Origin of the sequence: Maribacter sp. PR1, from assembly GCF_028464145.1 — a bacterium.
Lineage (GTDB): Bacteria > Bacteroidota > Bacteroidia > Flavobacteriales > Flavobacteriaceae > Maribacter.
This window is the reverse complement of record NZ_JAQPCG010000003.1, coordinates 387,580-400,197: the sequence shown is the minus strand read 5'-3', so window position 1 is coordinate 400,197 and position 12,618 is coordinate 387,580. Positions and strand designations below refer to the sequence as shown.

The following is a 12,618-nucleotide window of genomic DNA, read 5'->3' as shown; positions in this document are numbered from 1 at the left end:
TCTTGTCGATTGGTAAACAGGCCTCTTTTTGAGCTAAAATTCGTTTGCCTTTTAAAAATGTTTTTTAAAATATATTCAAGTAGCAGCTTTAGTCCATGATAATTAAATTTTTAGAGGCACATAAGGGAGATAGCATCCTCATTTCCCACCAAGATGATGAAGGTACTTCACGAAATATACTGATTGATGGGGGAATGTCATCAACGTATTTTAACTCAAGTTATAACCAATATGGGCAGTTGCACCTAGAAATTGAAAAAATTAAAAAGCGAAAGGAAAAAATCGACCTACTAATTTTATCCCATATTGATAATGACCATATCGAAGGCTTGTTAAAATGGTTCTCAACGGATGCGAAGGCCTACAACCTTGTGGGCCAGGTCTGGTTTAATTCGGGCAAATCTATTGCCCAGTTTTTCAAAAAAGAAGAGAATAATGATTTACGGCTAAATCTCAAAGTACCTAATACGACGTACACTGGGGTGGCGGAGGCTATTGAATTTGAAGACTATTTGCTAAAACATAAGATTTGGGACAAAAAAATTATAAGACAAGGTGATGAATTTGCCCTCTTTGGAGTCCAATTAAAAATACTGTCTCCCGATAATTCACAATTGAAAAAATTGGTCGGTGAGTATAATAAGAAAACGGGAGATCCTGTTTATACAAGCGGAAAGAAAGAGGACTGGGCAAAAAATCTGAAAGATATCATCCAAAAAGAAACACTGGACAGCTTTCGTTTTAAACAAGATACAAGTGTGAAGAACGGAAGTTCCATTACAGTGCTTCTAACCTATGCCGAAAAGAATTTTTTATTTCTGGCCGATTCCCATCCTGATCGGGTATTAAAGTCTTTACAGGAATTGGGATATTCCAAGGAAAAACCTATCCCGGTCGAACTATTTCAGATATCCCACCATGGCAGTAAAAGTAATATGCATAAAGAACTTTTGGAAGTTGTAAAAACGAATAAGTACGTAATAAGTACGGATAGTTCTTCACATGGTCATCCTCACAAGGCAACATTGGCCAGAATAATTAGCGTCAATCCCCAAGCAGTCATTTATTTCAATTATGAGAACGTAAAGAAGAGTATTTTTACCGAACAGGATTTAAATGATTTTCCCAATTTTGAAACGAAGTTGATTTCAGAATACCCCGTTTCAAAATGACCGCAGAAGACTTAAAGAGATATAGTGTTAGAGTAGGGGAAGGCAGTGGATGTTTCTTTCAGCCTATGACGAATGAATACACCTATATTTTAACAGCGAAGCATTTGTTCAGTGCTTTACAAAATGGAGCCGAAATTGATATTTTCAGACATCTGAAAAACGAAGACGGCTGGTCGGAGGAATTGATACCGTTTACTCTGGAATTGGGTGTTAATTATTTTCCGCACTCCCAGGCAGACGCCGCGATACTGAAAATTGATTATTTAGATGGTTTCAAAGAACTTTTTGTGAAAAATGAAATCAACGAAAATGTTGGGTATCAACTTTGTGGATTTCCTTCTCAGAATAGAGATAGTGCCGAGGGGGAGCGGTATTCTCCTTATAGGGTAGAAAGGATACTTGCCTCTGGAAATTATTGCCATATGGCACAATTGTTCGGTACGGTCAACTATGATAACGTTGCGGGAATGTCCGGAGGCGGGTTCTTGAAAATAGAGACAGATCATTTATCCATTCTCGGGATTCAAAGTAGAATGGCAACCAACGCCGTACAGGCATTGGGACAAATTGGTTTTATTCCCATAAAATACTATAATCAAATTATTGATGCAAACGAAAACGCGGGAGCGCTGGAGAAATTATTGCCGGCATATTTAAAATCGTTTTCCTTTTTTGAGGATGAAATCTTTTCTATTATAACCGGGCCACAAGAGGTAATAGTTTCCAGAAGGGATAAGCTCACGGAGTTGTTAAAGGTAAAGGCAAGCGAGATAAGGGATAGTGATATTACCCCGAACTATATTAAAGAGCATTTGAGCAATAGACTTTTGCTGTTGGAGCAAACTAATTTTGAATTGCAGAAAAGGGGCATATGGCGAATGTGGTTAGAGTTTCTCACGATATTGAATATAGCCAAAAACAAGGCCCATAGTTTAGCTGACATGCCAGTGGTTTTTGAGAAAGTCAGAATGTTTTTTTCGGACATCAATCAGGATTTTTGGACGGCACACCTGATGGATTTGCCCAAGTTGGATTACTCGGGTTTAGGACCAGATGGTATAGTTGTCGTTGCTTCTAACATCCCTTCCGTAGATAGGGAAATGGAAATACTTGATTTAAGCAAGATAACATCAAATATCGCGGAAGCGAGAAAGCAATATGCACAAACCCATTTTGGCCATGATATTGACGTAGCATCAGAATTTCCTCTTGAAAAATATAAGTTTATAAATATCTCGGCCTTTAAAGAAAGGGTTGTTACAGAGTTGGATGAAGATTTTGATAACAGTCTGCCAAACGAATCCTTGGCCACATTAAAACGATTATATGAAAGATTCATCCCCGAGTGGTAACGTAAAGGAAGCTTTTCAAGAACAATTCTTGGATTTATCACTATTATACGAGGAGATAGATTTGGGAAACGGTAAGGCGCACGCTTTTTTTGTTGATATTGAAGGGTACGAGGTCTTGGAAGAAAGCTGGCAACAAATAGTGAACCTTATTGCGATTAATTTCCAAAATAAATTGGAGAAGGAATTTGAACGTTGGAATATCTATTTGTTTTTCAGGCTTTCTGAAGCGGTGGACAAGGGTCTAAAATACAAGATTGAGAACGACACATTTTCCTGTAGAAAGATAATCATTGATAAGAGTGAAAGTCACAAATCCGCGGTAGAGGACCACATATTGAATAAGCTTGTCAATATTGGTGTTTCCACACAGAGTACACAAAATGTCTTTGAACCAAACAAAATAATACAAGAAGTTCTAAAGGGTAAGACATTAAAAAAAATTAACACAACGCCTGATGCCCGCAAAGCATATGACCTATTGGTCGAAAAAATCATAAACAAGAAATGAAGTTTAAATCCGTAGAAATATCCGGTTTCAGGGCCTATGACAAGTCAGAAGATGCCACGTTCAAATTTACAACGCCAGAAGGTGAGGTATTGAATTTTATATCCCTATATGCCCCAAACGGTTTTGGAAAGACTTCTTTTTATGACGCGGTCGAATGGGGCATAACCAACAATGTAAGTAGGCTTTGGCGCAGGGGCAAGGATACCGAAAAATCAATAAACACCCTTCGTGAATTGGACACGGATAAAAAGCAGGTAAATCTATTAAGGAATACAAATACTTCTGGTCCAACTTTCGTACGATACTTCACCGATCGTGACGAGAAACCGGTTGAACGGCTTTTAAAGGTGCACGGTTCAAACAAAGCAGACACAAAAAAGGATGTTGGTGAACAACTGGCATTTCGAGATGTGATTTTGTCACAAGAATGGATTTCCGCCTTCTTAAAAGAGGATGACGGCGAAATACGATACAGCAAGTTTATGAAGAATCATGAACTTCAAGAAACCGATGTTTATTATCAAAAAATAAAAGTATTACAAGAAACCAATAAAAAACATTTAGCTGAACTAAGGGAAAATATCAAGGTCTTAAAATCAAAAATCTCGGAAGAGGACGAAGAGGATATTTTGGAAACAGTTAATAACCTTATACAGAAGATAAATACCGATTATCAAAAGCCCATTTCCGATTTGATAACGCTATCTGCATCAAAGAAGGAAATTAAGGATTTACAAGATGTTTTGGCCAAAGCATTGATAGAAGAAGACAACTCAACAGATTTGGCGTTACTGTTAATGGCAATTGAGAATGCGATTGTTGGTAAAGAAGGTTTGTTTTCTAAAAAACAATATTTTGAGGCTAGAGATAACCTAAGGAAATTAATTGCTGAAATCAAAGCCATAGAAGAAAACCTAAAACAGTTCGAGAGGCTTGAAGCTGCTCAGAATGAACTTGAAAGTGGAAATTCGGAAAGAGAGGCTTTACAAGGAAAGGCCAAGATCTTGGAAAGGTTAATAACCCAGTTTGACAACTATCTTGAAACCCAGAAAGAAATAGATGATAAACATGAAGAACAGAAAGATTTAAGAAAACAAAAATCAAAGCTAGATAAAGAAATCGAGCAAGTTCGGAGAAAGCAGATTGATGAAAAGGCAACTTTGGACAGTTTGGCCAAAAATAAAGTTGGTCTAGAAAAAGAACAGGAGTCCTTACCCAAGTTAAAAGAGAACCTCGAAAAAACAGCTACCGCTATTGACCAGGGAGAAAAAAGAATATTGGACCTTGAAGATATAATGGATAAGCACAGGGCTGATTTAGAAAAAATTGACGAGCAAATTTCTGAACTTGAGCTGGTGAAAAGGGAAGCTAAAGAAGGGCAATATGCACTTACATCCGTTTCGGAAAGTCCGCGTTTGAATAAAGTGGTAGAAGATTTACTGGCAAAATCACAACAAAAATTCACCATTAAAAACGAGCTAAAACAGCTAGCGGAAACTATAACGCAACAAGAAGAGCTTAATACTACTATCCAAGGTTTTATAGCATCAGGTTTGGATATTGTGAATCGCAATGAAACGGATTCTTGCCCACTGTGCGAACACCAATATGATTCGTATAAAACATTGGCAGATAAAATATCCAACAATCGAGCTTTGTCCGAATCCTTAAAAATTCTTCTCGAACAAAAAAATAGGTCGCTCGATGAAATGGCAAAAATCGACACCGAACTGGAAAAGTTGCTAAATGATTTGATGTTATTTTATGACAATGGACTCAAGAACCTTAAAGAAAGAAGGATCCAAATTGATAACAGTAGAACTGAGGACCAAAAATTATTAAAGGCCCAAGAGAGTGATTTGGCCAAGCTTAAAGAGAACCAAGCCGGGCTGATAAACAAAACCAATGGCAAGTCATTTGAGAACCATACAAGTGCTTTAAAAGAATCGCTAAAAGGCATTTTGAAAAATTTGGAGGATACAAGAACCAAATTAGCCAAGACCGATCAAGAATTGACAAACCTAGAAACAAATGAAAAAGAAATTATTGGTAGAATTGAATTGATTGCCACGGAAATTGAAAATTTAAAATCTGGGAAAAGCTTTATCGAAATAGAGAATTGGTTTGAAGACAACAATCCGGGTCAAAAAATCAATAAGGGGTTTCTTGAAAAGCAAACTAAAAAAAATCAATCGGCATTAGACAAGGTTCAGGAATTGCTGGCAGAGCTACGGAAGGAAATCCAAAACCTGGAAGAAAATCTAAAATCCCTTAGCCAAAATAACCAGCAAAGCAAACTAAGCGGTGCCGAAGACCAAAAAAAAGATTTAGAAAAGAAAATTGCAGCTTATGAAAGATTCCTTCAAGAAAGCCTATCCATTGAAGGCCCCGAGTTAAGCGATGAAGCGCTTACGCGGTTGTTGTCACAAAAAGAAAATGAGACTAAAGCACAACTGAAAAAAACCAAGAAAAAACTTGAAGATTACAGAAAGCTGGACAAATACAGCCAAAATATAGTTCCGTTTTTAGAGCGCAAGAATGCCAAGATTGAATTGGAGAAAGAAGAAGGTGAACTGGCTCTAGTGAAAAAATCGGTCACACCTATTATAAATGCCGAGGTTAAAAAAACTAAAGAGTTCCTTGAAAATAAAATTAAGGAGTTCTTTTATGTGGAATTAATCAATGAGATTTATGAAAAAATTGATCCGCACCCTGAATTCAAATCTGTCGAATTCAAGGCTAATTTTGACTTAGGTACTCCTAGCTTGGATGTTTTTGTGAAAGATAACAACAATCAAAGTACATTAATACCAAACTTATATTTTAGTACGGCCCAAATAAATATTTTAAGTTTAAGTATTTTCTTGGCCTCTGCCTTAAATTCTCATGAATACGATTGCATTTTTATAGATGACCCTATTCAATCAATGGACAGTATCAATGTTCTTTCTACCATTGATTTATTGAGAAGTATAGTGATTAACCAAGAGAAACAAATAATACTTTCCACTCACGATCAAAATTTTCACAACCTTCTTAAAAAGAAAATACCGTCTAGGATTTTTAAATCAAAGTTTATGGAGCTGGAAAGTTTTGGCAAAGTTAAGGACGATCGGCAGCTTACCAATTGAATTTAGATATTGAAAACTGATAGGCAGATCGATACAAAAGCGAATAGCCATAGAATCCATTTTATGATGACTAGACTAGTAATCGAGTTTATTCTAAAACATCAGATTAATTGAGTCAGATTTCATGAGACTAATATCTAAACTCTTTCCAAATTGTACCTTTTATTAAGAGTAAAGTTGCCACTTATCGTTATTTACATAAACAATATCAATAATTGTGTATCGAATTGACATGTTAGTAGCAGATAAGTAAAATATCAAAATGTTTTACCTATGTTTTACCTAACAAAAAAACCCAAGATTTTCATCTTGGGTTTTTTATCATCAAAAAGTAGCGAGAGGGGGACTTGAACCCCCGACCTCTGGGTTATGAATCCAACGCTCTAACCACCTGAGCTACCTCGCCATTTACTACAATATTTCAATTTTGTCCCCGGGTTATGAATCCGACGCTCTAACCAGCTGAGCTACCTCGCCGTGGTAATTTTTGCGGCTGCAAATATAGAGTTTAATTTTTTCTCCATCAACAATACATGTCTAAAAAATATTAAGCTCCTTTTATTTTTTAATCATTGAGAAATATATATATTGGACAAATAAAGAAGACCTAATGAATGATAAAATAAAATTTGAAATAGAATACGTTATACAATCTTCCCCACAGTTATTGTATCAATATTTAGTAACACCTTCCGGTTTATCGGAATGGTTCGCAGATAATGTTAACTCTAGAGGGGAAAAATATATATTTATTTGGGACGGTTCAGAGGAGGAGGCTAAATTACTCAAAAGAAAATCCGACGAATTTGTTCGATTTGCTTGGGAAGAAAGTGATGATGATAGTTATTTTGAATTGAAAATAATCGTTGACGAAATTACCAAGGACGTTTCTCTTTTCATTACCGATTTTGCAGAGGAAGATGAAGTGGACGAAGCCAAAATGTTATGGGAAAATCAAGTGTCCGACTTAAAACAAGTACTAGGTTCAAAATAAAAACCACCTATTAAACCGTATCTTTGGGCCTTAAATTTTAAGGCCTTTTTTTATGGTAAATTTTAATGGACAGCTTTACGAGGATGACCAAAAATTTTTCAATCAAAACAATCGGGGGCTCCGCTATGGAGATTCCCTTTTTGAAACTATTAGGGTTGTAAAAGAACATATTTATTTTTTGGAAGATCATTATCTAAGGTTGATGTCTTCCATGCGTATTTTAAGGATGGAGATTCCAATGTCATTTACCATGGAATTCCTTGAAGATGAAATTAAAAAGACCATCGCTGAAAACCCTGGAACACCGGCCCATAGGGTGCGCCTAACAGTTTTTAGAAATGACGGAGGGTTATATACTCCCGTTAACAATGATATATCCTATATTATTGAGGTAAATATTTTAGACGACCCATTTTATGTTCTTAAAGAAGTACCCTATGAAATTGAACTATTTAAAGATTTTTATCTCAATAGCGATATGCTTTCTAACCTAAAGACCAATAACAGAATTATTAATGTTGTTGCCGGTGTCTACGCCGAGGAGAACGATTACCAGAATTGCTTGTTGTTAAACCGACAAAAACAAGTAGTTGAGGCCATAAATGGAAATGTGTTTGTCGTTTCTGGGAAAATGGTTAAAACGCCACCTTTAGCTGATGGTTGTTTGAACGGTATCATTAGAAAAAAGCTTATCGATATTCTTAAGGAGGACGACAGCTTTAGTCTTGAGGAAAATAGTATTTCGCCTTTTGAGCTTCAAAAGGTGGATGAAATCTTTATTACAAATACAATTCATGGAATTATACCGGTGACCAAATACCGAAAAAAGGATTTTACCAATACTATAAGTAAAAAATTGATTGGTAGATTAAATGCAGTAGCCCGTCTGGTCGTTTAATTTAGACTGGGATTTTCCGGGGCATTGGACCAAAGTAAATAATCCCCACCTAATTCGAGCATTTTTTCTTTCCAAAAGGCTCCGGATGATTTTTTTATAATCTGGCTTTGGTATTCATTTTTTGCCACTATCCAAGACTTGGATAAAAGCTCTTGATCAAGTTGCAAAGAGGACCAACCGGAATATCCAAGAAAAAAACGGATGTCATCCTCTGAGATAATGTGATTGTTTATGAGGTCCACGGTTTTGTCGAAATCGCCTCCCCAATAGATTCCATCAGAGATTTCTACACTATTGTCAATTAAATGGGGAACCTTATGTATAAAATAAAGATTGTCTTGTTCTACTGGTCCTCCATTATATACCTGAAAAGGCTTGGATATTTCAGTAACTAGATCGCTTATTTGATATTCTAAGGGTTTATTGAGAATGAACCCAACAGAACCTTCGTCATTATGCTCGGCTAGTAGTACCACAGACCGGTTAAAAGATACATCGCCAGTTAAAGATGGCTCTGCAATTAATAACTTTCCCTTATTTGGTTTCAAATCCACCATTATCACATGTCTGTATGTATCTAAAATAAGACAATTCCCACTAATTATCCAAATGGGCAATAAAAAAGGCGCTTAAAAAGCGCCTTAATCTTCTAAATATAATTATAATTTAGTTTACTGCACTGCTTAAATCAGCACCTGCTTTAAACTTAACAACATTCTTTGCTGCAATTTGGATAGTTTTTCCTGTAGATGGATTTCTACCTTCTCTTGCATTTCTTCTGGATACGGACCAAGATCCGAAACCAACTAGAGAAACTCTATTACCCTTTTTAAGAGCACCTTCAACATTTCCTAAGAAAGATTCCAATGACTTTTTAGCCGCTGCTTTAGTGATGCCTGCGTCTGCTGCCATTGCATCGATCAATTCTGTTTTGTTCATAATGTGATTAAATTAATTGTTGTTAAATAATTTTAAACCTGTAACAAATTTATATGGATTTACGACCAACGCAAGTAAAACGGCGCTAAATCCCTTATTTTGTTGATAACTCGGGAGGTTTGTTGATAAAGTAGGGCTTTTTTTACGTTCTTAGCTAGCCCAATATACACGGGGCTTTAGCTAAGATGGGCACTTTTGGATAATTTTAGTCCGTTTAACACGTCAATAATGGCCATTTTTCTTTTCCCTTGAAGTTGTATTTCCTTCAATTTTATGTAGCCTCCGTCCACTGCCACTTTTAATTCCTTTTTATTGGAAATAAGTGAACCGTTCTTTAATTGATGCACAGCGATTTCTTTTGATACCCTGTATATTTTTGTGATGATTTCATCTTCTTCATTATAAAGAACTGTCCAAGCAGCGGGGTAGGGGCTTAATCCTCTTATTAAATTGTATATGTCATCGATGGATTGATTCCAATCAATCCTACAAGTATCTCTTTGAATTTTATGAGCCAGCTTTAATTCTTTTGAGTTTTTCTGTTGGACGGTTTGGAAATTACCTGCTGCAATTCGACCTATAGTGTTTAAAACTGTCTCCGACCCTAAGACCATCAGTTTGTCGTGTAAGGACCCAGCATCCTCATCCGGAAGAATATTTATTTCCTTTTGAAGTATTATGGCGCCTGTATCAATTTTTTCATCAATGAAAAATGTAGTAACTCCAGTTTTGCTTTCACCATTAATAATGGCCCAATTTATAGGCGCAGCTCCTCGATATTCGGGTAGGAGAGAGGCATGTAGGTTAAATGTGCCGTAATCCGGCATTTGCCAAACTACTTTTGGCAACATTCTAAAGGCTACGACAATCTGAAGGTTTGCATGTAGACCCTTTAAATCCTTAAGAAACTCCTCACTTTTAAGGTTTGTTGGTTGTAAAATGGGCAAACCTTCATTTTCGACATATTTTTTTACGGCAGACTGATTAAGTTTTCTGCCTCTGCCAGCAGGACGGTCCGGTGCCGTGACTACCCCGACAACATTGTAATCTTTTTTTAAAATGGCATCGAGAATACCCACTGCAAAATCTGGGGTTCCCATGAATACTATTCTTAACTCTTTCATTCTATTATTTCATATTCATTTTTGGTATTAAGCCGTATCATATCTTCTTCTAGTAATTCTTTCAAAATATGAATTAAAGCGTCCGATGCACAACCCAATTGTTTTTGTAATTCCCGTGATGAAACATTTTTCATTTTCAATAAACCGAGGATATCTTTCTTTAGCGCCTCTAGATTATTGTCATAAACGACAACATCTCTGCAAACATCACAAATTCCACAGGGTTTTGTGTCTTTTTCATCAAAATAACTTAATAACTGTTTGCTTCTGCAAATAGCATTATTATTGATGTAAGAAAGTATTGCCTCGACTTGGTATTCTTTTAAAAGGTTTTGCTCTTTTACATTTTTGGCAAACTTGTTTATAGTATGTTCATCTTCTCTAGGGACCAAAAAAGTTAATTCTAAATCACTGTGCGATGCATTATAGGCTATAATTTCGTCCGAAGCTAGAACTTCGAGGTTTTCAAAAACCTTTTTTTCGGAGTAATTCAACTTCTTAGCAAGGGAATAGGTATTGATTTTGGTCTCATTTTCAAAAATTCCCCCATAGGTTCTCAATATTAATTTGATAAAGTCGTCCAAGGCTTTATTTCGGTCCAAATACGCCATAAGATTTTCTTTACTGGCAATAAACTGTATACTAGATTTGCGGTGAAACGCCTCTGATAAAGCAATTACCGAATTTCTATCCAGTAATTTAAGAACATTATAAGCTAGCATAGTGTTTAATCGGTAAACCGAACAGAATTCGTTGAAATTCAACCGATACCGCTCATTACTTCCTTCACCATAGGCTATTTGAAAATAATTGTTCAATTTATTATAAATGAATTTGACGAGGGACACATCTGGCAATACACTTAGAAATTGTTTTTTTACTTGTTCCTGGTCTGCCCTATTGGTGAGCAAAATCGCCTGTGCACTTTCGCCATTTCTTCCCGCCCTCCCGGCTTCCTGAAAATAATTTTCTATACAATCAGGGATTTGATAGTGTACCACAAGCGACACATCAGCTTTATCTATTCCCATTCCAAAGGCATTCGTGGCGACCATGACCTTAAATTCGTTGCTAAGCCATTTCTCCAATTTATCTTTTTTATGCTTTTCGGGTATTCCCCCATGATAAAAAGTAGCGGAAATACCATTTTTGGTAAGATATTGACTAATATTTTCCGTTATTTTTCGAGATCTAGTGTATACGATACCACTACTTTTTAATTGACTACAATAATGTAACAATTGAAATCGCTTGTCCTCGTTAAAATCGACCTTGAATGCAATATTATCTCTTGAAAATGAATCCTTTTTTATGAATGGTCTCAATAATTGCAGACTTGCTATAATATCTTCCGTTACTTTTTGTGTTGCGGTTGCCGTTAACGCAATCATAGGAGCTTCAGGTTGAAGCTCTCGTAAAATTTGGCATTTGAGGTATGCTGGCCTAAAATCATGACCCCATTGAGAGATACAATGTGCCTCGTCGATAACCAAATAATTTACGTTCATCTGACGAATTCTATCTTGGATAATTTCTTGTTCCAAACGCTCGGGAGACAAATAAAGAAATTTGTAATCACCAAAGACGCAATTATCAAGTAAGTCGTTTATATCCTCAAAACTTAAGCCTCCCGTCATACCGATTGCTTTTATGCCTAAACTCTTCATTTGGGAAACCTGATTCTGTATCAAGGAAATTAATGGAGATACCACGATACAAATTCCCTCTTGTATCATGGCAGGAACTTGAAAGCAAATGGATTTTCCTCCCCCTGTGGGCAACAAGGCCAAAACGTCTTGTCCGTCAAGTACCTTATTAATTATAACTTCTTGCGAACCCTTGAATTGGGAGTATCCCCAATATTGCTTGAGAGTTTTATGAGGGTCCGCAATCAACTGAACTTCGTTTTGTTTAAAATAAAAGTTACCCTTTCGGCAACTGTGCCAAAAGGAACAGGAATTATTTCATATCCTAGTCTACTATATGCGTTTTCTAAATGAATGTGCAAATCAACTGCCTGTGAATAACTCTCTAACCTTTCATTATCCTGTACGTAGATTTCTTCCCAAGGTGGTAATATAAAAACCTGGTCATAAATATTTTTTCTGCAGATTTCCTTGAATTCTTTTTTATAGGATTGACCAAAATATTCCATGTAGGCTAAAACATCCGGTAAACCGCGATCATAAAAAGCTATACGGGCATCAATCTGAGGAGCTTTGTTAAATTGCGCTAATCTTCCATGGAGTAAATCGATATTAAAAGCCATGGAGTCCCCAACAAAATCTATAGGGTTACTTAACACTGCATCAGGTTGTTGGTCCTTTTTGGCCTCCAGTGTCATGGTTCGGATAATTTCATGGAAACAATAGTATCCTGAATTCTCCAATGATTTTATGACAGAGGTTTTTCCGGTACCTGGAGCTCCCGTGATAACAATTCTTTTATTGATCAAGACTCGTAAGATTAGCATACAAAAATACGGAAACGAACAGTATTA

General features: G+C 36.3%; 11 protein-coding genes and 1 tRNA gene. 6 read left to right on the top strand and 6 right to left on the bottom strand.

The annotated features are described in order from the left end of the window. The first annotated feature begins 95 nt into the window (after window positions 1-95). From PP182_RS08275 to PP182_RS08260, 4 genes are read left to right on the top strand one after another with little or no spacing between them, the layout of a single operon-like run. The gene (locus tag PP182_RS08275) at window positions 96-1,172 is read left to right on the top strand and encodes a ComEC/Rec2 family competence protein (RefSeq protein WP_094998887.1); all 1,077 of its coding nucleotides are present in this window, start codon (window positions 96-98) and stop codon (window positions 1,170-1,172) included. Then, on the top strand, window positions 1,169-2,524 hold the full coding sequence (locus tag PP182_RS08270) for an ABC-three component system protein (protein ID WP_094998886.1): 1,356 nt from the start codon (window positions 1,169-1,171) through the stop codon (window positions 2,522-2,524). The genes PP182_RS08275 and PP182_RS08270 overlap by 4 nt, the downstream gene beginning before the upstream one ends. Beyond that, complete coding sequence (locus PP182_RS08265) at window positions 2,499-3,032, top strand: ABC-three component system middle component 1 (protein WP_094998885.1); 534 nt, start codon at window positions 2,499-2,501, stop codon at window positions 3,030-3,032. The genes PP182_RS08270 and PP182_RS08265 overlap by 26 nt, the downstream gene beginning before the upstream one ends. Next, window positions 3,029-6,163 (top strand): AAA family ATPase, encoded by a 3,135-nt coding sequence (locus tag PP182_RS08260; RefSeq protein WP_094998884.1) that lies wholly within the window; start codon window positions 3,029-3,031, stop codon window positions 6,161-6,163. The genes PP182_RS08265 and PP182_RS08260 overlap by 4 nt, the downstream gene beginning before the upstream one ends. A gap of 332 nt (window positions 6,164-6,495) precedes the next feature. Here PP182_RS08260 and PP182_RS08255 read toward each other — a convergent pair. Next, window positions 6,496-6,569, bottom strand: a tRNA-Met gene (locus PP182_RS08255). Between the two features lie 204 nt (window positions 6,570-6,773). Between PP182_RS08255 and PP182_RS08250 the strand changes: the two genes are divergently transcribed. Together PP182_RS08250 and PP182_RS08245 are read left to right on the top strand one after the other, a co-directional pair. Beyond that, entirely contained in the window at window positions 6,774-7,157 is a 384-nt protein-coding gene (locus PP182_RS08250) for an START-like domain-containing protein (protein WP_272650874.1), read from the top strand. A 52-nt stretch (window positions 7,158-7,209) separates the two neighbouring features. Beyond that, window positions 7,210-8,055 carry an aminotransferase class IV gene (locus PP182_RS08245; RefSeq protein ID WP_272650873.1) on the top strand — a complete coding sequence of 282 codons (846 nt, stop codon included), beginning with the start codon at window positions 7,210-7,212 and terminating at the stop codon, window positions 8,053-8,055. Here PP182_RS08245 and PP182_RS08240 read toward each other — a convergent pair. The 5 genes from PP182_RS08240 to PP182_RS08220 form a co-directional block, all read right to left on the bottom strand. Beyond that, a complete protein-coding gene (locus tag PP182_RS08240; RefSeq protein WP_272650872.1) occupies window positions 8,052-8,612 on the bottom strand; it encodes a YqgE/AlgH family protein in 561 nt (186 codons plus the stop codon). The genes PP182_RS08245 and PP182_RS08240 overlap by 4 nt on opposite strands. Before the next feature lie 109 nt (window positions 8,613-8,721). Further along, the gene (locus tag PP182_RS08235; RefSeq protein ID WP_272650871.1) at window positions 8,722-8,994 is read right to left on the bottom strand and encodes an HU family DNA-binding protein; all 273 of its coding nucleotides are present in this window, start codon (window positions 8,992-8,994) and stop codon (window positions 8,722-8,724) included. Window positions 8,995-9,170: 176 nt separating this feature from the next. Beyond that, window positions 9,171-10,118 (bottom strand): methionyl-tRNA formyltransferase, encoded by a 948-nt coding sequence (fmt, locus tag PP182_RS08230; RefSeq protein WP_272650870.1) that lies wholly within the window; start codon window positions 10,116-10,118, stop codon window positions 9,171-9,173. Beyond that, entirely contained in the window at window positions 10,115-12,013 is a 1,899-nt protein-coding gene (locus PP182_RS08225; protein ID WP_330097983.1) for a RecQ family ATP-dependent DNA helicase, read from the bottom strand. Before PP182_RS08225 ends, fmt begins: the two co-directional genes overlap by 4 nt. Beyond that, window positions 12,010-12,573 carry an ATP-binding protein gene (locus PP182_RS08220; RefSeq protein ID WP_272650869.1) on the bottom strand — a complete coding sequence of 188 codons (564 nt, stop codon included), beginning with the start codon at window positions 12,571-12,573 and terminating at the stop codon, window positions 12,010-12,012. Before PP182_RS08220 ends, PP182_RS08225 begins: the two co-directional genes overlap by 4 nt. Window positions 12,574-12,618: the final 45 nt, after the last annotated feature.